We start from the raw sequence: 19,123 nt of genomic DNA on the forward strand, positions 1-19,123 counted from the left end.
CAGGCGGCACCGACAGTCGGGGATCAGGGCGCGGTCATCCGGCCGTGGCCGTCAGGCCCGGCGGCTCCTCGTGGAGCTGGACGCACCGCCGAAGAGCCGGGCCACCGCCCGGAACGGGAGCGTCACCACGGTGGCGACGGCGCCACCGATCTGGCGCAGTACGTCTGCGATCGCGCGGAACATGTTCATCCCCTTTCGTCTCCCGGCCACGACGACCGGGAACGGAACGGGTACCTCCATGTCGGCCGGGCAATCTTCGGTACGGGACTTCGGCCGCGTGGCCGCCGCGGGTCAGCCCTTGCCGATCAGGTCCGCGGGGAAGGCCCCCGCGGTCATCGCCGCCCGCGCGAACCCCAGTGCGAGTTCCGTCAGCCGTCGCACACTCGAGGCGCCCAGATGCTCGTACGGGGCCCGGTCCAGCCGGTCCGTCTCCGCCTCGGTCCGCTCCCGCAGGGCGACGCCCCGCTCCGTCAGCTCACCGTCGGCGTCCAGCAGACCGCGCTCCCGGAGCCGTCCGGCTGCCGCGTCCCACTCCTGCCGGGTCCAGCCGCGCGTGGTGAAGACCCACGTCGGTGTCATGCCCCGGCCCGTCGCGGTGTGGGTCACCAGGGCCTCCAGGCCGTCGAGCTCCGCGGACATCAAGGCGGCGAGATGCCCGTCGCCCCGGTGCTCACGCAGCAGCGTCGCGGCATGCCACAGCGCCAGGTGCGGCTCCTCGGGGACCGGCAGGTCGGCGTGCGCGGAGTACAGCGGACGCCCGCCGCGCGTGCAGGCCTCGGTGGCGCGGAGTGCGAGCCGTGCGGCCTCGGCCATGCCGTCGGACGCCACGGCCTCGTCCCCCAGCAGGCGGCGCAGAGTCGTGTCGACGGCCCGCAGACGTGCCGCCAGGACCTGTCCGGGCGCGGCGGTCCGCCACACCGCGGGCACATGCTCGGCCACCAGTTCGTACTTGTAGTTGTAGAACGCCGCCGCCACCGTCCCCGCGCCCACCGGCCCCAGTGCGGCCGACCGCACCGCGAAGTTGACGGCCCTTGGATGGGTGACGCCGATCGCGGCCAGCTCCCCGGCCAGGTCGGTCGAGAAGTAGTGCGCGGCGTGCAGGGAGTTGAGCGGCTGCTGACAGCGCCGGCCGGCGCGCGGTTCGAGGGTTTCAGTGGTCATGCACGGCAGGTTACCGACCGCTTGGTATCCACTCGGTGGGGAGTCACCGATGGCAGAAAAGGTGGGGAGCTCGTCATTGCCGCCATCGCGCCCTGCCTCGAGAATCGGACGTATGGCGCAGCGCACCGTTCTCTTCGTCCTCTTCGACGGCATGCAGAGCCTCGACGTCACCGGCCCGCTGGAGGTGTTCGCGGGCGCCGAGCAGCACACCCCGGGCACCTACCGCATCCGGACCGCCTCGCTGGACGGCGCTCCCGTCCGCACTTCCAGCGGTCTGACCGTCGTACCGGACGAGTCGCTCGCGAGGGCGGACGCCCCGCACACCCTTCTCGTGCCCGGCGGCCGCGGCACCCGGAGCCCGGACCCCCGCCTGACCGCCTGGCTGCGTGAGCACGGGCCGGCGGCCGAGCGCCTGGTCTCGGTGTGCACCGGCGCGATCCGGCTCGCCGAGGCGGGGCTGCTGGACGGCCGCCGCGTCACCACGCACTGGGCGTACAGCGACAAGCTCGCCCGCGACCACCCGGCCGTCGACGTGGACCCCGACCCGATCTACATCCGGGACGGACAGGTGTCGACGTCCGCCGGCGTCACCTCGGGCATCGACCTCGCCCTCGCCCTGGTCGAGGAGGACCTGGGCCGGGACACCGCCCTCTCCGTCGCCCGCCACCTCGTCGTCTTCCTGCGCAGGCCCGGCAACCAGGCCCAGTTCAGCGCCCAGCTCGCCGCCCAGACCGCGCAGCGCGAGCCGTTGCGCGAGGTCCAGCAGTGGATCACCGAGCACCCCGCCGACGACCTGAGCGTCGAGACCCTCGCCGCCCGGGCCCGTCTCTCGCCCCGCCACTTCGCCCGCGCCTTCCAGGCCGAGACCGGCATGACACCGGGCCGGTACGTGGACCGGGTGCGGCTGGAACACGCCCGCCGGCTCCTCGAGGACACCTCCGACGGGATCGAGGAGATCTCCCGCGCCGGCGGCTACGGCACCCCGGAAGCCATGCGCCGCGCCTTCGTCAGAACGCTCGGCGCGGCACCGGCCGAGTACCGGCGCCGGTTCCGCCCGGCGCCCGCCCACTCGGCGCCCGCCCGATGAAAGGACTCCCCGTGCAGATCGCCATCGTCCTCTTCGACGGTTTCACCGCCCTGGACGCGGTCGGGCCCTACGAGACCCTCGGCCGCCTCCCTGACTCCGAGGTCGTCCTCGTCGCCGAGGAGACCGGCCCCGTCCGCGCCGACAGCGGAAGCCTCGCTCTGATCGCTGACCGGACCCTGGCCGAGGTGCCGAACCCCGATGTCCTGGTCGTCCCCGGCGGCCCCGGACAGACCCCGCAGATGGAGAACAAGGCCCTCCTCGACTGGATCCGCGCCGCCGACGCCACCAGCACCTGGACGACGTCCGTGTGCACCGGCTCCCTGCTGCTCGCCGCCGCGGGCCTCCTCGAACGGCGCCGCGCTACCTCGCACTGGCTGGCGCTGGACGAGCTGCGGAAGTTCGGTGCCGAGCCCACGGGGGAGCGGGTGGTGACCGACGGCAAGTACGTCACCGCGGCCGGGGTCTCCTCCGGCATCGACATGGGGCTCGCGCTGATCGGCCGCATCGCCGGCGACTTCGTCGCCCAGGCCGTACAACTCGGCATCGAGTACGACCCGCAGCCGCCCTACGACGCCGGAGCCCCGCACAAGGCACCCGCGGACGTCGTCGACCTGCTCCGGTCGAGGAGCCGGTTCATCCTCGGCCGGGAACCGACCACGTGAACCGCGGCCGGCGGCGCTCCAGGAACGCGGCGACACCCTCCGCGGTGTCCCCGCTGCCCCGCGCCTGCCCGGCCCAGTGGGCGTCCCGGTCGGTGCGCCCGTCCGCGAACTCCTTCGCCGCGGCCTGCGTCAGCTGCGAGCGGGAGACCAGAATCCGGGTGAACTCCCCGACCCGCTCGGCGAGTTCACCGTCGGGCAGTACCTCGTCGACCAGGCCGGTACGCAGCGCCCGCCCCGCGTCGATCAACTCACCCGAGAACAGCAGGTACTTGGCGGCCGCCGGGCCGACCAGTGACACCAATCGCCGCGTGGAGGACGCCGCGTACACGATCCCGAGCTTCGCCGGTGTCACCCCGAACAGCGCGCCCTCCTCGGCGAACCGCAGATCGCAGGCCGCCGCGAGCTGCGATCCGCCGCCCACGCAGTGCCCCCGGATCGCTGCGAGCGTCGGCTTCGGAAACGCGGCCAGCGCGTCCTCGGCGTCCACCGCGAGCCGCTGCGCCTCCTCGGGCGCCTGACGCAACGTGGAGATGTCGGCGCCCGCACAGAACGTCCCGCCCGTGCCGGTCAGCACGAGCGCCCGTACGTCCGGATCGGCGGCCAGCTTGTCCAGGAGCGGCGGCAGCGCCCGCCACATCGCGGGCGTCATGGCATTGCGCTTGGCCGGATGGTGCACTACGACGGTGGCGACCGAGTCGGCGACGGTGTGCAGCAGCTGCGGCTCCGGGTACTCCATGCGTCGGATGCTAGCCGTACCCCCCGACCGTACGATCAAGAAGGGGGTCGCAGCGCGAGGAGGCCCCGCATGACAGTGAACAAGGCGGAGAACAACGAGACGGCCAGGCTGAGCCGCGACTTCGGCCGGCTCGCGGTGCTCGGCGTGATCCTGGTGGTCGCCGGACTCGTCGGGCTGATCTACACCGGGGTGGCCACGCTCACCTCGATGCTCCTGTTCGGCTGGCTCCTGCTGATCGGCGGCACGGTCGGACTGCTCCACGCGATCCAGGCCCGGGGCTCCAACTTCTTCTGGCTCGGTGTCGTGGTCGCCGCCCTGAACATCGCGGCCGGCGTCGTCGTCATCGGGCGCCCGGAGGCGGCGGCCGCGGCCCTGACCATGTTCGCCGCGCTGCTCTTCCTGACCGGCGGGGTGTTCCGGCTGGCCGGCAGCCTGGTGGTGCGCGGACCGCAGTTCGGCTGGACGCTGGTACAGGGCGCCTTCGGCCTGCTGCTCGGCATCCTGGTGCTGGCCTCCTGGCCGAGCAGCAGCAAGTACGTGATCGGCTGCTTCTTCTCGCTCGGTCTGCTCTTCGACGGCCTCGGCCTCGTCGCGACCGGCTTCGGGGGGCGCAAGATCGTCCATATCGTCTCCGAACAGCACGAGGCCGCCGCCAAACCGACGGAACCCGAATAGTTCGCAAAGTTGGTGCGAGACGGTCATTTGCGGTCTCGCACTTGATCGTGTCGTGCCGCAACGATCAGAAGTGCTCGATATCTGCTGACTTCTGTTCAGCGCCGCGGGTCGGAGTGACGCGCTGCCAACACTCGACGTGTGGTGACAATCGAGCGCAAGGATGGCGACCGGAGAATGGACGACCAGGGGCGCGGGTACGGTCCTCGCCCGCCGGGCGGCACGGAAGAACAACCTCCAGAACCAGACCCCCTCGGACCGGACTCCCTCGGATCCGACCCCCTCGATCCGAGTGTTCCGGAACCGGACCCGCTGCCGTACGAGGGCGTGTGGCGGTTCACCGCCCCCGCCGTCGACGCGTCGGTCCCGCAGGCGCGACACGCCGTACGGGACCTGCTGTACCGCCAAGGGGTGCCCGCCTCGGACGACCTCGTCCACGGACTCCTACTGATCGTGTCGGAGCTGGTCACGAACGCCGTCCGGCACGCGGCTCTGCTCTCGCCGATGCTCGCCGTTGAGGTGGCGGTGGGTCCGGAGTGGGTGCGGGTGTCCGTCGAGGACAACCACCCCTACCGTCCGACCGCCCTGGAAGCGGCGCACAGCGAGACCGGGGGGCGGGGGCTGCTGCTGGTGCGTGAGGTCACCCGGGAGGCCGGCGGGGCCTGCGACGTCGAGCACACCGCCGGCGGCGGCAAGGTGATCTGGGCCGCCCTGCCGCTCGGGGCCGTGCGGGTGTCCTGAGGGCCTGTGTCACCTCCCCGGCCGGGCGCACGTCGTCTGGCACGCACTCCCCAGAGGGGGGACCCCCATGACGACGTGCGCTGATCCGACCAGGGGTGTGACACAGGCTCTGAGGCTCGTCACCAGCCGGCGGACGGGCCCGTCAGCTCCCTGACCGCGGGACGGGCCGCGTCCAGCACGGTCATGAACCAGGACGAGAAGGTGTCCTTCGCATGCCGCTCCGCCAGCTCGGCCGGGGTCACGAAGGCGGTCGCGCCGACCTCCTCGGGGTCCGGGCCGAGCCGGTTCTGCACCATGCCGACGAACAGGTGGTTGTACTCCTGCTCGACCAGGCCCGAGTCCGGGTCCGGGTGGTTGTAGCGGACCGTGCCCGCCTCAGCGAGCAGCGTCGGGGAGACGCCCAGCTCCTCGTACGTGCGCCGGGCCGCCGCAGCGAACGGCGCCTCGCCCGGGTAGGGATGACCGCAGCAGGTGTTGGACCACACGCCGGGGGAGTGGTACTTGCCCAGCGCGCGCTGCTGAATCAGCAGCCGGCCCCGCTCGTCGAACAGGAACACCGAGAAGGCGCGGTGCAGTTGGCCCGGCGGCTGGTGGGCGGCGAGCTTCTCCGCGGTGCCGATCGTCACACCGTGCTCGTCGACCAGTTCCAGCAGGATCGCGTTCGCGGCGCCGTTCGACGGAGTGTGCGTCGTGGTGGCAGGTGTGGTCGGCATACCCATCCTTCACATCGGTCTTCGCGCCCCAAGTGTGCCGCACGAATCCGGCACTCCAGGCCAGTGATCGTGCCCGGCGCGGCGGGCGGGAACCGCTCGGGGCGGGGCTGTGGGGTGGAGGACGCAAAGGTGCACCGGATCGCTGCATTCCGCCAGAACGGGCGTTTCATGCACCGTACACGTGTGTCAGTGGCACAGCCGCGCCTCGTGCTCCGCGTGCCCGACGGGCTCCAGCTGGAAGGTGCAGTGCTCCACGTCGAAGTGGTCGCCGAGGCAGCCCTGCAGTTCGTGCAGCATCTTCTCGTGGCCGATCGCGTTCAGGACGTCGGAGCGCACCACCACGTGCGCGGACAGCACCGGCATGCCCGAGGTGATCGTCCAGGCGTGCAGGTCGTGGACGTCCTCCACCCCGTCCAGGGCGAGGATGTGGGTCCGCACCTCGGTCATGTCCACGTCCCTGGGTGCCGCCTCCAGCAGGACGTCAAGGGTCTCGCGCAGCAGCTTGAAGGTGCGCGGCACGATCATCAGGCCGATCACCAGCGAGGCGATCGGGTCGGCGGCCTGCCAGCCCGTGGTCAGGATGACCGTCGCCGAGATCAGGACCGCGACCGAGCCCAGTGCGTCCGCAGCGACCTCGAGGAAGGCCCCGCGCACGTTCAGGCTCTCCTTCTGACCGCGCATGAGCAGGGTCAGCGAGATCATGTTCGCGACCAGACCGATCGCGCCGAACACGATGGTCAGCCCGCCCTCGGTGGCGGCCGGCGTGACGAACCGCTGGATCGCCTCGTACAGGACGTAGCCGCCGACACCGAGCAGCAGCAGACAGTTCGCGAGGGCGGCCAGGATCTCGGCACGGGCGAACCCGAAGGTGCGGTTGCCGGTCGGCGGGCGGTTCGCGAAGTGGATCGCGAGCAGGGCCATGCCGAGACCGAGCGCATCCGTCGCCATGTGCGCAGCGTCGGCGACCAGGGCGAGGGAGTCCGCGACGATCCCGCCGATGATCTCGACCACCATGACGGTGAGCGTGATCGAGAGGGCCACCCGCAGCCTGCCGACGTACGCCGCGGTCGCCGTACCGCCGGCCGGGGCATGTGAGTGCGTGTGCCCGTGATCGTGCCCTGCCCCCATGGAAGCCGCCTCCTGTGGTCCGTCCGGGATCACAGTGAACTACGGGCGGGGGGTATCGGGCAACGCGGCACTGAACACCGTTGTCATGTGCCCTGACCTGGGGAAACGAAACGCAGGTCAGGGCACCCTCAGTTGTGGTGCAGCAGCCATCCCCGCCAGGCGGAGTCGATCATCTCGCGCACCCCGCGCCGCGCGCTCCAGCCGAGCACCTCGGCGGCCCGGGCGGCCGAGGCCACCGACACGGGCGCGTCCCCGGGACGCCTCGGCTCGACGACGGGCGGTCGTCGGTCCCCGGTCACCTCACCGATCACCGTGACCATCTCGCGCACGGAGACGCCCTCGCCGCGACCGATGTTGACCGTCAGGTCACCGCTCGGGCCGCCTTCGGACAGCCGCCGGGCCGCCGCGAGATGGGCCTCGGCCAGGTCGGCGACATGGATGTAGTCACGGATGCAGGTGCCGTCCGGCGTCGGATGGTCGTCGCCGAAGATCCGCGGGGCCTCGTCGCGGGTGAGCCGGTCGAAGACCATCGGGACGATGTTGAAGACCCCGGTGTCCGCGAGTTCCGGCGCGGCGGCCCCGGCGACGTTGAAATAGCGCAGACAGACGGTGGAGATCCCGTGCGCCTGCCCGGCCGCCCGCACCAGCCACTCCCCGGCGAGCTTCGTCTCGCCGTAGGGGTTCACCGGTGCGCACGGCGTCTCCTCCGTGATCAGTTCCACATCGGGGTTGCCGTAGACGGCCGCCGACGAGGAGAACAGGAAGCGGGTGACGCCGGCCTCCGCGACCGCCTCCAGGAGCGTCGCGAGACCACCGACGTTCTCCTGGTAGTAGCGGGTCGGCTGGGCCACCGACTCGGCGACCTGCTTGCGCGCCGCGAGATGCACCACACCGGTGACCGCGTGTTCGGCCAGCACCCGCTTCAGCAGGCCCCCGTCGAGAGAGGAGCCGCGGACCAGCGGCACGTCGGCGGGGAGCCGGCCGGGCACGCCCGCCGACAGGTCGTCCAGGACGAGCACCCGCTCCCCGGCACCCGTCATGGCCCGCGCCACATGCGCCCCTATGTACCCGGCACCGCCGGTGATCAGCCACGTCATGGTCGCCCACCCTATGCCGACGCTTCCAGGCCCCTCGCGATGTCCCGGATGTCCGCTCTGTGGGGCGCGGTTTGTGGGCGGGGGCCCGGATCACCGATGATGATCGCGGCAAAGGCCGGGGGAGGCGGTGTTGATCGGCCCGTTAACGGGCGGTGAACACGGCCTTATTGGCATCCGATAGCCTCTGCCGACATGCCGCCCGCCTGGTACCGCCAAGGGGCGCCCCCACCGTGCACATGACCGGCGCCCGCGCGCCGGCACCCAGGGAGTGAGTTCGGTTGTCGACCGCCATCCTCACCGGTCAGCCGGTCCCCGGATCGTCGATCGAGGGTGATCTGCGGGCCCTCGGCTTCGACGTGCAGGTCGCCGTGGACGCCGCCGACGCCGAGCGCATGGTCGCCGAGGCGCCCTGCGACCAGCGGGTCGCCCTCGTCGACGCCCGCTTCGTCGGCCACGTGCACGCGCTGCGCCTGGGTCTCACCGACCCGCGCTTCCCGCTGGCCGCGCTGCCCGGAGCCGTCACCGCGCAGCCCGACGGCCGCGTGACCCTCACCAGGGCGCTGGCCCGCGAGAACACCGCGGGCGGCGGTACGGCCGTGGCCGTGGACAGCGTTCCCGGCCGCGTCGTCACCGCGCTGGCCGACGACGGCGCCGACGTGTACCGCCCCGAGCTCGGCAGCCTGGTCGCCGCCGTCCCCGCCGACCCGCAGGCCCGCAACGAGGCACGGCAGGCCGTCGCGGACGTCGACGACGAGGCCGTACGCCTGAAGTCGGCCGTGAAGTCCCGCGACGGCTTCTTCACCACGCACTTCATCAGCCCCTACTCCCGCTACATCGCCCGCTGGTGCGCCCGCCGCGGCCTGACCCCGAACCAGGTCACCACCGCGTCCCTGCTCACCGCGCTGATCGCGGCGACCTGCGCGGCCACCGGCACCCGGGCCGGCTTCGTCGCCGCGGGCGTCCTGCTCATCGCGTCCTTCGTCCTGGACTGCGTGGACGGCCAGATCGCCCGCTACTCCCTGCAGTACTCCACGCTCGGCGCCTGGCTCGACGCCACCTTCGACCGGGCCAAGGAGTACGCCTACTACGCGGGCCTCGCCCTCGGAGCAGCCCGCGGCGGCGATGACGTCTGGGCCCTCGCCCTCGGCGCGATGGTCCTCCAGACCTGCCGGCACGTCGTCGACTTCTCCTTCAACGAGGCCAACCACGACGCCACCGCCAACACCAGCCCCACGGCGGCCCTTTCGGACAAGCTCGACAGCGTCGGCTGGACGGTGTGGGTGCGGCGGATGATCGTCCTGCCGATCGGCGAGCGCTGGGCGATGATCGCCGTGCTCACGGCCTTCACGACCCCGCGGATCACCTTCTACGCCCTTCTCGTCGGGTGCGCCTTCGCGGCGACGTACACCACGGCGGGCCGGGTGCTGCGGTCGCTGACCCGCAAGGCGCAGCGGACGGACCGCGCGGCGCAGGCGCTGGCGGACCTCGCCGACAACGGACCCCTGGCCTCACTCGTGGCGCGTGCCACACGCACCCGCCTTGGCGCACCGCTGCTGGTCGCACTGGCCGGTACCGCCGTGCTCGCCGTGGCCCTCTTCTCCGGTGTCACCTGGGCGCCCGTCGCCGGTGCCTTCGTCTATACGGTCGCCGCCGGTCAGGCCCTGTACCGCCCCCTCAAGGGCGCCCTCGACTGGCTCGTCCCCCCGCTCTTCCGCGCCGCCGAATACGGCACCGTCCTCATCCTCGCGGCGAAAGCGGACGTGAACGGAGCCCTTCCTGCGGCTTTCGGCCTGGTGGGGGCAGTCGCCTACCATCACTACGACACGGTGTACCGCATCCGCGGCAACGCCGGAGCGCCCCCGGCCTGGCTGGTGCGCGCCGTCGGGGGGCACGAAGGACGGACGCTGCTCGTCACCGTCCTGGCCGCCGCGCTCACCGCCTCGCAGTTCACGGTCGCGCTGACGGTCGTCGCCGTGGCCGTCGCCCTGCTGGTGCTCGTGGAGAGCATCCGCTTCTGGGTGTCCTCCGGGGCACCCGCCGTACACGATGAAGGAGAACCCGCATGATCGGCCTCGTGCTGGCGGCCGGCGCCGGACGCCGTCTGCGCCCCTACACCGACAGCCTGCCCAAGGCTCTGGTGCCGGTCGGCCCCGCGGGCATAGAGGGCGAGCCGACGGTTCTCGACCTCACCCTCGCCAACTTCGCCGAGATCGGTCTGACCGAGGTCGCGATCATCGTCGGCTACCGCAAGGAAGCCGTGTACGAGCGCAAGGCGGCACTGGAGGCCAAGTACGGCCTCACGCTCACCCTCATCGACAACGACAAGGCCGAGGAGTGGAACAACGCCTACTCCCTGTGGTGCGGCCGTGACGCCCTCAAGGACGGCGTGATCCTCGCCAACGGCGACACCGTGCACCCGGTCTCCGTCGAGCGGACGCTGCTCGCCGCGCGCGGTGAGGGCAGGCGGATCATCCTCGCCCTGGACACCGTGAAGTCGCTGGCCGACGAGGAGATGAAGGTCGTCGTCGACGCCGAGAAGGGCATGACGAAGATCACCAAGCTGATGGACCCGGCCGAGGCGACCGGCGAGTACATCGGCGTCACGCTCATCGAGGGCGCCGCCGCCCCCGAACTGGCCGACGCGCTGAAGACGGTCTGGGAGACCGACCCGCAGCAGTTCTACGAGCACGGCTACCAGGAGCTCGTGAACCGCGGCTTCCGGATCGACGTCGCGCCGATCGGTGACGTCAAGTGGGTGGAGATCGACAACCACGACGACCTCGCCCGTGGACGGGAGATCGCGTGCCAGTACTGACCAGGCTGATTCCCTCACCGGTGGTCGTGGACATCCGGCCGGGTGCCCTCGACGACCTGGCCTGTGTGCTCGCCGACGAGCGGATCTCGCAGTCCGGCAAGCTGGCCATCGCGGTCAGTGGCGGCTCGGGCGCCCGTCTGCGTGAGCGCCTCGCGCCGACCCTGCCCGGCGCCACCTGGTACGAGGTCGGCGGGGGCACCATCGATGACGCCGTCCAGCTGGCGAGCGACATAAAGGCCGGTCGCTTCGACGCGGTGGTCGGCCTCGGCGGCGGCAAGATCATCGACTGCGCCAAGTTCGCCGCCGCACGCGTCGGTCTCCCACTGGTCGCCGTGGCCACCAACCTCGCCCACGACGGCCTGTGTTCGCCGGTCGCCACGCTCGACAACGACGCGGGCCGCGGCTCGTACGGTGTGCCCAACCCGATCGCGGTGGTCATCGACCTGAACGTGATCCGTGAGGCCCCCGTGCGCTTCGTGCGCTCCGGCATCGGCGACGTGATCTCCAACATCTCCGCGGTCGCGGACTGGGAGCTCGCCAACCGGGTCAACGGCGAGAAGATCGACGGACTCGCCGCGGCGATGGCCCGTCAGGCCGGCGAGGCGGTGCTCCGGCACCCCGGTGGAGTCGGTGACGACGGCTTCCTCCAGGTCCTCGCCGAGGCACTGGTCCTCACCGGGATCGCCATGTCGGTGTCGGGCGACTCCCGCCCGTCCTCCGGCGCCTGCCACGAGATCAACCACGCCTTCGACCTGCTCTACCCCAAGCGCGCCGCCGCCCACGGCGAACAGTGCGGCCTGGGCGCGGCCTTCGCGATGTACCTGCGCGGAGCCCACGAGGAATCGGCCTACATGGCCGAGGTCCTGCGCCGGCACGGACTGCCGGTGCTGCCGGAGGAGATCGGCTTCACGCCCGCGGAGTTCGTCCGCGCCGTGGAGTTCGCTCCGGAGACCCGCCCCGGCCGTTACACGATCCTCGAACACCTCGACCTCAAGACCGACCAGATCAAGGACATCTACACCGACTATGTCAAGGCCATCGGTAGCTGAACTCCGTCCGGTCGTCCACCCCGCAGGGGTCAAGGACCGGCGCAGCGGTGAGCACTGGATGGGACGCCTCTACATGCGTGAGGTGTCCCTGCGGGTGGACCGCTACCTGGTGAACACCAGGGTCACGCCCAACCAGCTCACGTATCTGATGACCGTCTTCGGGGTCCTCGCGGCCCCGGCGCTCCTGGTGCCGGGGATCCCGGGAGCCGTCCTCGGCGTGGTGTGCGTCCAGATGTACCTGCTGCTGGACTGCGTCGACGGCGAGATCGCGCGCTGGAAGAAGCAGTACTCACTGAACGGCGTCTACCTCGACCGGGTCGGCGCCTACCTGACCGACGCCGCCGTGCTCGTCGGCTTCGGCCTGCGCGCCGCCGACCTGTTCGGCAGCGGTCGTATCGACTGGCTGTGGGCCTTCCTCGGTACCCTGGCCGCCCTCGGCGCGATCCTCATCAAGGCCGAGACCGACCTCGTGGGTGTCGCCCGTCACCAGACCGGCAAGCCCCCCGTGCAGGAGGCCGCCGCCGAGATGCGCTCCTCCGGCATGGCGCTGGCCCGCAAGGCCGCCGCGATGCTGAAGTTCCACCGGCTGATCCTCGGCATCGAGGCGTCCCTGGTGATCCTGGTCCTGGCGGTCGCCGACCAGATGCGCGACGACCTGTTCTTCTCCCGGCTCGGCGTCGCCGTCATGGCAGGCATCGCGCTTCTGCAGACCCTTCTGCACCTCGTCTCCATCCTTGCCTCCAGCAGGCTGAAGTGAGCACCGCCATGAAGGTCGGCGCGGTGATCATCACCATGGGCAACCGCCCCGAGGAACTGCGCGCCCTGCTCGACTCGGTCGCCAAGCAGGACGGCGACCCGGTCGAGGTGGTCGTCGTCGGCAACGGCTCGCCCGTCCCCGACGTCCCCGACGGCGTCCGGACGATCGAGCTGCCCGAGAACCTCGGCATCCCCGGCGGCCGCAACGTCGGCATCGAGGCCTTCGGCCCCAGCGGCCGCGACGTCGACGTGCTGCTCTTCCTCGACGACGACGGCCTCCTGCCGAACCACGACACCGCCGAACTGTGCCGCCAGGCCTTCGAGTCCGACGCGAAGCTCGGCATCGTCAGCTTCCGCATCGCCGACCCCGAGACCGGCATCACCCAGCGCCGTCACGTCCCACGGCTGCGCGCCGCCGACCCGATGCGCTCCTCCCGGGTCACCACCTTCCTCGGTGGCGCCAACGCCGTACGCACCCAGGTCTTCGCCGAAGTGGGCGGCCTCCCGGACGAGTTCTTCTACGCCCACGAGGAAACCGACCTGGCATGGCGGGCCCTCGACGCGGGCTGGATGATCGACTACCGGTCCGACATGGTGCTGTTCCACCCCACGACCGCGCCCTCGCGGCACGCGGTCTACCACCGCATGGTCGCCCGCAACCGCGTCTGGCTGGCCCGCCGCAACCTGCCCGCGCCGCTGATCCCGGTCTACCTCGGGGTCTGGCTGCTGCTCACCCTTGTCCGCCGCCCCTCGAGGCCCGCCCTCAAGGCCTGGTTCGGCGGTTTCCGGGAAGGTTGGAGCACACCGTGCGGCCCGCGCCGGCCCATGAAGTGGCGTACGGTGTGGCGGCTCACCCGGCTGGGCCGCCCCCCTGTCATCTGACAAGCTCGTCCCTGAGAGCACCAGGGCCGCACCACGGCCCCACCCCCGTGCCCTGCCTGCACAGGCCGCGCATCTCGAAGACGAAAGACACCCACCATTGAGTGAGACAACGCACGACGGCAAGGTCGCGACCAGCGTGTCCGCGTCGCCCGCCCAGGGCCTCACGACCGCGCAGCTCGCCGCGCGGCACGGACTGTCCGTGAGCGGCGCCCGGCCCTCGCTCGTCGCATACGTACGCCAGCTCTGGGACCGGCGTCACTTCATCCTCGCCTTCTCGCGGGCGAAGCTGACCGCCCAGTACAGCCAGGCCAAGCTCGGCCAGCTGTGGCAGGTGGCGACCCCGCTGCTGAACGCCGCCGTGTACTTCTTCATCTTCGGCGTCATCCTGAACGCCAGCCGGGGGATGTCGAAGGACGTGTACATCCCGTTCCTCGTCACGGGTGTCTTCGTGTTCACCTTCACGCAGAGCTCGGTCATGGCGGGCGTGCGCGCCATCTCCGGCAACCTCGGCCTGGTCCGCGCGCTGCACTTCCCGCGCGCCTCCCTGCCGATCTCCTTCGCGCTCCAGCAGCTCCAGCAGCTGCTGTTCTCGATGGTCGTGCTGTTCGCCGTGGCGATCGGCTTCGGCCACTACCCCGACCTGTCCTGGGCGCTGATCGTCCCGGTGCTGGCCCTGCAGTTCCTCTTCAACACCGGCCTGGCGCTGATCATGGCCCGCGCGGGTGCCAAGACCCCGGACCTGGCGCAGCTCATGCCGTTCGTGATGCGTACGTGGATGTACGCCTCCGGCGTGATGTTCTCGATCCCGATCATGCTGGCCGACAAGCCGCAGTGGGTCGCCACGGTCCTCCAGTGGAACCCCGCGGCCCTCTACATGGACCTGATGCGCTTCGCGCTCATCGACGAGTACGGCGCCGAGAACCTGCCCGACCACGTCTGGGCGGCCGCGGGCGGCTGGGCGGCGCTCTTCGCGCTGGGCGGCTTCGTGTACTTCTGGAAGGCTGAGGAGAGGTACGGCCGTGGCTGAGCAGATCACCGACGAGCAGATCCCCACGGTCATCGCGGACGAGCTGCACATCGTCTACCGCGTCAACGGCGCCAAGACCGGCAAGGGCAGTGCCACCTCGGCCCTGAGCCGCATCCTCAAGCGTGGTGAGGAGCGCGGCGTGCGCAAGGTGCACGCCGTCCGGGGTGTCTCCTTCGTGGCGTACAAGGGCGAGGCGATCGGCCTGATCGGCTCCAACGGTTCCGGCAAGTCGACGCTGCTGCGCGCCATCGCGGGCCTCCTGCCCGCCGAGCGAGGCTGTGTCTACACCCACGGCCAGCCCTCCCTCCTCGGGGTGAACGCGGCCCTGATGAACGACCTCACAGGCGAACGGAACGTCATCCTCGGCGGGCTCGCCATGGGCATGTCCCGGGAGCAGATCAAGGAGCGCTACCAGGAGATCGTCGACTTCTCCGGGATCAACGAGAAGGGCGACTTCATCACCCTCCCGATGCGGACGTACTCCTCCGGCATGGCGGCCCGACTGCGCTTCTCCATCGCCGCCGCCAAGGACCACGACGTCCTGATGATCGACGAGGCCCTCGCCACCGGCGACCGCTCCTTCCAGAAGCGTTCCGAGGAGCGCATCCGCGAACTGCGCAAGCACGCGGGCACGGTGTTTCTCGTCAGTCACAACAACAAGTCGATCCGCGACACCTGCGACCGGGTGCTGTGGCTGGAGCGCGGCGAGCTGCGCATGGACGGCCCGACCGACGAGGTCATCAAGGAGTACGAGAAGTTCACGGGCAAGTAGTCCACCCCGCCCCGGACGAAAAAGACCGCTCCGCTTCCCCGGGCCTCGCCGGAACTGCTCCGGCGGGGCCCCGCGTCTGCAAAGGAAACGTCAACTTCGGCCCCCCTTAGGAATCTTGGGGCCAATCGGTGTGTTGTTGTGATGTGCAGGACACCCCGACGATCCTTACCGCGTTGTACAACGTAAGCTGTACCGGTGCTCAATCGCGTCAAGTGGGGCGATATCGCGCGACACCCGCTACCCTGGCGCCGCGCGGACGGCTGGGCGGCGTGTCCGAAATCGTGCGTATTGGGTCGGCGGTGTAGAACGGGAGATGTGACGGCAATGGCGACCGAAGATCCCCAGCTCCACCCGGCTCATGCCGTCCCCGCCGCGGGAAGTGAGCGGTGACCGGAACCGACAGGGCCCGCGCCGGTGACCCGGAGCGCGGCACGCTCGACAAGGCCGCGGGGGAGAACTTCCCCGTGGCTCCGTTCTTCCTGCCCAAGGACTGGCGCACCGACCTCATGGCCGTCTACGGTTTCGCCCGCCTCGTCGACGACATCGGCGACGGCGACCTGGCCCCCGGCGGCGCCGACGCGGAGCTGCTCGGCGTGTCGCCCGGGGAGGCCGAGGACCGGCTGGTCCTCCTGGACGCCTTCGAGGCCGACCTGAACCTGGTCTTCTCCGGGACGCCCCGCCACCCCCTGCTGCGCCGCCTCCAGCCGACCGTCCGCCGCCGCGCCCTCACTCCCGAGCCCTTCCTCGGCCTGATCGCCGCCAACCGCCAGGACCAGCTCGTCGCGCGCTACGAGACCTACGACGACCTGCTCGCCTACTGCGAGCTGTCCGCCAACCCCGTCGGACGGCTCGTGCTCGCCGTCACCGGCACCTCGACCCCCGAGCGGATCCGGCTCTCCGACGCGATCTGCACGGCCCTCCAGGTCGTCGAACACCTCCAGGACGTCGCCGAGGACCTCGGCCGCGACCGGATCTATCTGCCCGCCGAGGACATGAAGCGCTTTCATGTCCAGGAGGCGGATCTCGCCACGAAAACCGCGGGCGCATCGGTGCGCGCACTGGTTGCATACGAAGCACAACGCGCCCGCCAACTCCTGAATGAAGGCGCCCCCCTGGTGGGTAGCGTCCACGGCAGGTTGAAGCTGCTGCTCGCAGGGTTCGTGGCGGGGGGAAGGGCGGCGATCCGTGCGATCGCCGCCGCCGAATACGACGTACTTCCCGGCCCGCCCAAGCCCGGCAAGCTCCAGCTGCTGCGCGAGGTGGGCGTCGCTCTGCGAGGAGAGGGGTGATCCGGACCGTGGACTCATCACCGCACGCGTCCGCACCGGTACTCGCCGCCTACAGCTACTGCGAGGCCGTCACCGGGCAGCAGGCCCGGAACTTCGCGTACGGCATCAGGCTGCTTCCGACGTCCAAGCGGCGCGCCATGTCCGCGCTCTACGCGTTCTCACGGCGCGTCGACGACATCGGCGACGGCACGCTGGCGGACGAGGTCAAGGCCGCGAGACTCGAGGACACCCGGGCGATGCTGACCCGGGTGCGCGAGGGTGTGGTCGACGAGGACGACACCGACCCGGTGGCCGTCGCCCTCGCCCACGCCGCCGAGACCTTCCCGATCCCGCTCGGCGGCCTGGACGAACTGATCGACGGCGTCCTCATGGACGTACGCGGCGAGACCTATGAGACCTGGGACGACCTGAAGGTGTACTGCCGCTGTGTGGCGGGCGCCATCGGGCGGCTCTCGCTCGGCGTGTTCGGTCCGGAACCCGGGGCGCGCGCCGCCGAACGCGCGCCGGAGTACGCCGACACGCTCGGGCTGGCGCTCCAGCTGACGAACATCCTGCGGGACGTCCGCGAGGACGCCGAGGGCGGGCGCGTCTATCTGCCCGCCGACGACCTCGCGAAGTTCGGCTGCTCGGCCGGCTTCAAGGGAGCACAGCCACCCGAGGGCGCCGACTTCGCGGGCCTCGTGCACTTCGAAGTGCGACGGGCCCGCGCTCTTTTCGCCGAGGGTTACCGACTGCTCCCCATGCTCGACCGGCGCAGCGGTGCCTGTGTCGCCGCCATGGCCGGCATCTACCGCCGACTGCTCGACCGCATCGAGCGCGACCCCGAGGCGGTGCTGCGCGGTCGGGTCTCGTTGCCCGGACGTGAGAAGGCGTACGTCGCCGTCCGTGGTCTGTCCGGCCTCGACGCACGGCATGTGACACGGCGGACCGTCAGGAGGCATGCCTGATGGACGGTGTGGACAATTCGGCCCAAGGTGATGCCACTGGAGAAAAGTGGCACGCAACCCTCCGCTCCGGGACGGCGTCCCTGACTGCAACGGTCGGCCGTGTACCGCTCGAACTCCGCGGCGGCCGCGCAGGGGAGGGTGTGCGATGACCGACGGGCATCAGTCCGCGCGGGACGCCGTGGTGGTCGGCGGGGGGCTCGCCGGCATCACCGCCGCGCTCGCGCTCGCCGACGCCGGAGTGCGCGTCACCCTGCTCGAAGGCAGGCCACGCCTGGGCGGACTCGCCTTCTCCTTCCAGCGCGGCGAACTGACCGTCGACAACGGACAGCACGTCTATCTGCGCTGCTGCACCGCCTATCGCTGGTTCCTCGACCGCATCGAGGGGACGGCGCTGGCGCCGCTACAGAATCGTCTCGACGTGCCCGTACTCGACGTGGCCCGGCCCGAGGGCCGACGGCTCGGCAGGCTGCGGCGCGACGCGCTGCCGGTGCCCCTGCATCTGGGGCGCAGCCTCGCGACCTATCCGCATCTCTCGCTCGCCGAGCGGGCCCGGGTGGGGCGTGCCGCGCTCGCTCTCAAGGGGCTCGACCTCGCCGATCCGAGCCTGGACGCACAGGACTTCGGCAGCTGGCTGACCGCACACGGTCAGTCGGCGCGTGCCGTCGAGGCCCTGTGGGACCTGGTCGGGGTCGCCACCCTCAACGCGGTCGCGGGCGACGCCTCGCTGGGGCTCGCCGCGATGGTGTTCAAGACCGGTCTGCTGTCCGACCCGGGCGCGGCCGACATCGGCTGGGCGCATGTCCCGCTGGGTGAACTGCACGACCGGCTCGCCCGCAAGGCGCTCGACTCCGCGGGCGTGCGTACCGAGGTCCGTACACGCGTCACCTCCATCTCTACTGACGAGAACGGCACTTGGAGCGTTCAGGTTCCCGGCGAGACGCTCCGCGCCGACGCCGTGGTCCTCGCCGTCGCCCCGAACGAGGCGGCTGACCTGCTGCCGGAGGGTGCGCTGGACGCTCGCGAAAATCTCCGGGAGATCGGCACCGCCCCGATCCTCAACGTCCATGTCGTCTACGACCGCAAGGTCCTCGACACACCGTTCTTCGCGGCCCTCGGCACCCCGGTGCAATGGGTCTTCGACCGCACCGACGCCTCCGGACTGCGCGAGGGCCAGTACCTCGCCCTGTCCCAGTCGGCCGCGCACGACGACATCGACAAGCCGGTGGCAGAGCTGCGCGAGCGCTATCTTCCCGAGCTGGAGCGGCTGCTGCCCCTCACGCGCGGCGCCGAGGTGCGGGACTTCTTCGTGACCCGGGAGCGCACGGCGACGTTCGCTCCATCCCCCGGCGTCGGACGGCTGCGGCCCGGCGCCCGTACCAAAGCCCCCGGCCTCTACCTGGCCGGCGCGTGGACCGCCACAGGGTGGCCCGCGACCATGGAAAGTGCGGTCCGCAGTGGCGTGAGTGCGGCGGACGCCGCGCTGGGCGCCCTGGGCCGGCCCCGCCCCGCCCGCCTCTTCGCGTTCGAGGAGGCCGCATGATGCTCGATCAGCACGGCGCGTCAGGCCCCCGCACCCCTGGTACCGCAAC

Annotated in this window: 21 protein-coding genes; 15 read left to right on the top strand and 6 right to left on the bottom strand. The window is 71.0% G+C overall.

The genetic code is table 11. The features are described from left to right. Positions 1-51: 51 nt before the first annotated feature. Together ACFYRX_RS21545 and ACFYRX_RS21550 are read right to left on the bottom strand one after the other, a co-directional pair. Positions 52-183, bottom strand: coding sequence for an LPFR motif small protein (locus ACFYRX_RS21545; RefSeq protein ID WP_310432816.1), 132 nt, complete (start codon positions 181-183; stop codon positions 52-54). Positions 184-291: 108 nt separating this feature from the next. Beyond that, the gene (locus ACFYRX_RS21550; RefSeq protein ID WP_389101940.1) at positions 292-1,161 is read right to left on the bottom strand and encodes a hypothetical protein; all 870 of its coding nucleotides are present in this window, start codon (positions 1,159-1,161) and stop codon (positions 292-294) included. A 112-nt stretch (positions 1,162-1,273) separates the two neighbouring features. On the opposite strand from ACFYRX_RS21550, the gene ACFYRX_RS21555 reads away from it, so the two are divergent. Both ACFYRX_RS21555 and ACFYRX_RS21560 read left to right on the top strand, forming a co-directional pair. Next, positions 1,274-2,248, top strand: coding sequence for a GlxA family transcriptional regulator (locus ACFYRX_RS21555; protein ID WP_389101943.1), 975 nt, complete (start codon positions 1,274-1,276; stop codon positions 2,246-2,248). Between the two features lie 11 nt (positions 2,249-2,259). Then, positions 2,260-2,910: a DJ-1/PfpI family protein gene (locus ACFYRX_RS21560; RefSeq protein WP_389101946.1), complete on the top strand. Its 651-nt coding sequence runs from the start codon at positions 2,260-2,262 to the stop codon at positions 2,908-2,910. Here ACFYRX_RS21560 and ACFYRX_RS21565 read toward each other — a convergent pair. Next, positions 2,882-3,646 (bottom strand): enoyl-CoA hydratase/isomerase family protein, encoded by a 765-nt coding sequence (locus ACFYRX_RS21565; protein WP_389101948.1) that lies wholly within the window; start codon positions 3,644-3,646, stop codon positions 2,882-2,884. The genes ACFYRX_RS21560 and ACFYRX_RS21565 overlap by 29 nt on opposite strands. 69 nt (positions 3,647-3,715) lie before the next feature. On the opposite strand from ACFYRX_RS21565, the gene ACFYRX_RS21570 reads away from it, so the two are divergent. Next, on the top strand, positions 3,716-4,321 hold the full coding sequence (locus ACFYRX_RS21570) for an HdeD family acid-resistance protein (RefSeq protein ID WP_389101950.1): 606 nt from the start codon (positions 3,716-3,718) through the stop codon (positions 4,319-4,321). A 174-nt stretch (positions 4,322-4,495) separates the two neighbouring features. After that, complete coding sequence (locus ACFYRX_RS21575; RefSeq protein ID WP_389101952.1) at positions 4,496-5,059, top strand: ATP-binding protein; 564 nt, start codon at positions 4,496-4,498, stop codon at positions 5,057-5,059. Positions 5,060-5,178: 119 nt separating this feature from the next. Here ACFYRX_RS21575 and idi read toward each other — a convergent pair whose 3' ends face one another. The 3 genes from idi to galE form a co-directional block, all read right to left on the bottom strand. After that, complete coding sequence (gene idi, locus ACFYRX_RS21580; protein WP_389101954.1) at positions 5,179-5,772, bottom strand: isopentenyl-diphosphate Delta-isomerase; 594 nt, start codon at positions 5,770-5,772, stop codon at positions 5,179-5,181. A 186-nt stretch (positions 5,773-5,958) separates the two neighbouring features. Next, the gene (locus tag ACFYRX_RS21585) at positions 5,959-6,900 is read right to left on the bottom strand and encodes a cation diffusion facilitator family transporter (protein ID WP_389101957.1); all 942 of its coding nucleotides are present in this window, start codon (positions 6,898-6,900) and stop codon (positions 5,959-5,961) included. A gap of 128 nt (positions 6,901-7,028) precedes the next feature. Further along, positions 7,029-7,997 carry a UDP-glucose 4-epimerase GalE gene (gene galE, locus ACFYRX_RS21590; RefSeq protein ID WP_389101959.1) on the bottom strand — a complete coding sequence of 323 codons (969 nt, stop codon included), beginning with the start codon at positions 7,995-7,997 and terminating at the stop codon, positions 7,029-7,031. A gap of 278 nt (positions 7,998-8,275) precedes the next feature. On the opposite strand from galE, the gene ACFYRX_RS21595 reads away from it, so the two are divergent. From ACFYRX_RS21595 to hpnE, 11 genes are all read left to right on the top strand, one after another. Beyond that, the gene (locus tag ACFYRX_RS21595) at positions 8,276-10,063 is read left to right on the top strand and encodes a DUF5941 domain-containing protein (protein WP_389101962.1); all 1,788 of its coding nucleotides are present in this window, start codon (positions 8,276-8,278) and stop codon (positions 10,061-10,063) included. After that, positions 10,060-10,812 carry a sugar phosphate nucleotidyltransferase gene (locus tag ACFYRX_RS21600; RefSeq protein ID WP_389101965.1) on the top strand — a complete coding sequence of 251 codons (753 nt, stop codon included), beginning with the start codon at positions 10,060-10,062 and terminating at the stop codon, positions 10,810-10,812. The genes ACFYRX_RS21595 and ACFYRX_RS21600 overlap by 4 nt, the downstream gene beginning before the upstream one ends. After that, positions 10,800-11,861: an iron-containing alcohol dehydrogenase family protein gene (locus tag ACFYRX_RS21605; protein WP_389101968.1), complete on the top strand. Its 1,062-nt coding sequence runs from the start codon at positions 10,800-10,802 to the stop codon at positions 11,859-11,861. The genes ACFYRX_RS21600 and ACFYRX_RS21605 overlap by 13 nt, the downstream gene beginning before the upstream one ends. After that, entirely contained in the window at positions 11,839-12,618 is a 780-nt protein-coding gene (locus tag ACFYRX_RS21610; protein WP_389101970.1) for a CDP-alcohol phosphatidyltransferase family protein, read from the top strand. The genes ACFYRX_RS21605 and ACFYRX_RS21610 overlap by 23 nt, the downstream gene beginning before the upstream one ends. 8 nt (positions 12,619-12,626) lie before the next feature. Next, positions 12,627-13,499, top strand: coding sequence for a glycosyltransferase family 2 protein (locus tag ACFYRX_RS21615; protein WP_389102720.1), 873 nt, complete (start codon positions 12,627-12,629; stop codon positions 13,497-13,499). Positions 13,500-13,596: 97 nt separating this feature from the next. After that, on the top strand, positions 13,597-14,526 hold the full coding sequence (locus ACFYRX_RS21620) for an ABC transporter permease (RefSeq protein ID WP_389101972.1): 930 nt from the start codon (positions 13,597-13,599) through the stop codon (positions 14,524-14,526). Next, positions 14,519-15,298: an ABC transporter ATP-binding protein gene (locus tag ACFYRX_RS21625; RefSeq protein WP_389101975.1), complete on the top strand. Its 780-nt coding sequence runs from the start codon at positions 14,519-14,521 to the stop codon at positions 15,296-15,298. Before ACFYRX_RS21620 ends, ACFYRX_RS21625 begins: the two co-directional genes overlap by 8 nt. A gap of 386 nt (positions 15,299-15,684) precedes the next feature. Beyond that, positions 15,685-16,587, top strand: coding sequence for a squalene synthase HpnC (gene hpnC, locus ACFYRX_RS21630; RefSeq protein WP_389101977.1), 903 nt, complete (start codon positions 15,685-15,687; stop codon positions 16,585-16,587). Beyond that, a complete protein-coding gene (gene hpnD / locus ACFYRX_RS21635) occupies positions 16,584-17,534 on the top strand; it encodes a presqualene diphosphate synthase HpnD (protein ID WP_389101980.1) in 951 nt (316 codons plus the stop codon). Before hpnC ends, hpnD begins: the two co-directional genes overlap by 4 nt. Then, on the top strand, positions 17,534-17,683 hold the full coding sequence (locus ACFYRX_RS21640; RefSeq protein WP_389101982.1) for a DUF6380 family protein: 150 nt from the start codon (positions 17,534-17,536) through the stop codon (positions 17,681-17,683). Before hpnD ends, ACFYRX_RS21640 begins: the two co-directional genes overlap by 1 nt. Further along, the gene (hpnE, locus tag ACFYRX_RS21645) at positions 17,680-19,074 is read left to right on the top strand and encodes a hydroxysqualene dehydroxylase HpnE (RefSeq protein WP_389101985.1); all 1,395 of its coding nucleotides are present in this window, start codon (positions 17,680-17,682) and stop codon (positions 19,072-19,074) included. Before ACFYRX_RS21640 ends, hpnE begins: the two co-directional genes overlap by 4 nt. The last annotated feature ends 49 nt before the right edge of the window (positions 19,075-19,123 follow it).

The sequence above is a fragment of the Streptomyces sp. NPDC005374 genome, from assembly GCF_042872225.1.
Taxonomy (GTDB): Bacteria; Actinomycetota; Actinomycetes; order Streptomycetales; family Streptomycetaceae; genus Streptomyces.

Bases quoted from the DNA above. Each gene is read 5' to 3' on its own strand.
- ACFYRX_RS21570 (WP_389101950.1), top strand. From the start codon at position 3,716: ATGACAGTGAACAAGGCGGAGAACAACGAGACGGCCAGGCTGAGCCGC.
- ACFYRX_RS21610 (WP_389101970.1), top strand. From the start codon at position 11,839: ATGTCAAGGCCATCGGTAGCTGAACTCCGTCCGGTCGTCCACCCCGCA.
- ACFYRX_RS21600 (WP_389101965.1), top strand. From the start codon at position 10,060: ATGATCGGCCTCGTGCTGGCGGCCGGCGCCGGACGCCGTCTGCGCCCC.
- galE (WP_389101959.1), bottom strand. From the start codon at position 7,997: ATGACGTGGCTGATCACCGGCGGTGCCGGGTACATAGGGGCGCATGTG.
- hpnE (WP_389101985.1), top strand. From the start codon at position 17,680: ATGACCGACGGGCATCAGTCCGCGCGGGACGCCGTGGTGGTCGGCGGG.
- ACFYRX_RS21585 (WP_389101957.1), bottom strand. From the start codon at position 6,900: ATGGGGGCAGGGCACGATCACGGGCACACGCACTCACATGCCCCGGCC.
- ACFYRX_RS21575 (WP_389101952.1), top strand. From the start codon at position 4,496: ATGGACGACCAGGGGCGCGGGTACGGTCCTCGCCCGCCGGGCGGCACG.
- ACFYRX_RS21550 (WP_389101940.1), bottom strand. From the start codon at position 1,161: ATGACCACTGAAACCCTCGAACCGCGCGCCGGCCGGCGCTGTCAGCAG.
- ACFYRX_RS21555 (WP_389101943.1), top strand. From the start codon at position 1,274: ATGGCGCAGCGCACCGTTCTCTTCGTCCTCTTCGACGGCATGCAGAGC.
- idi (WP_389101954.1), bottom strand. From the start codon at position 5,772: ATGCCGACCACACCTGCCACCACGACGCACACTCCGTCGAACGGCGCC.
- ACFYRX_RS21640 (WP_389101982.1), top strand. From the start codon at position 17,534: ATGGACGGTGTGGACAATTCGGCCCAAGGTGATGCCACTGGAGAAAAG.
- ACFYRX_RS21615 (WP_389102720.1), top strand. From the start codon at position 12,627: ATGAAGGTCGGCGCGGTGATCATCACCATGGGCAACCGCCCCGAGGAA.
- ACFYRX_RS21565 (WP_389101948.1), bottom strand. From the start codon at position 3,646: ATGGAGTACCCGGAGCCGCAGCTGCTGCACACCGTCGCCGACTCGGTC.
- ACFYRX_RS21545 (WP_310432816.1), bottom strand. From the start codon at position 183: ATGTTCCGCGCGATCGCAGACGTACTGCGCCAGATCGGTGGCGCCGTC.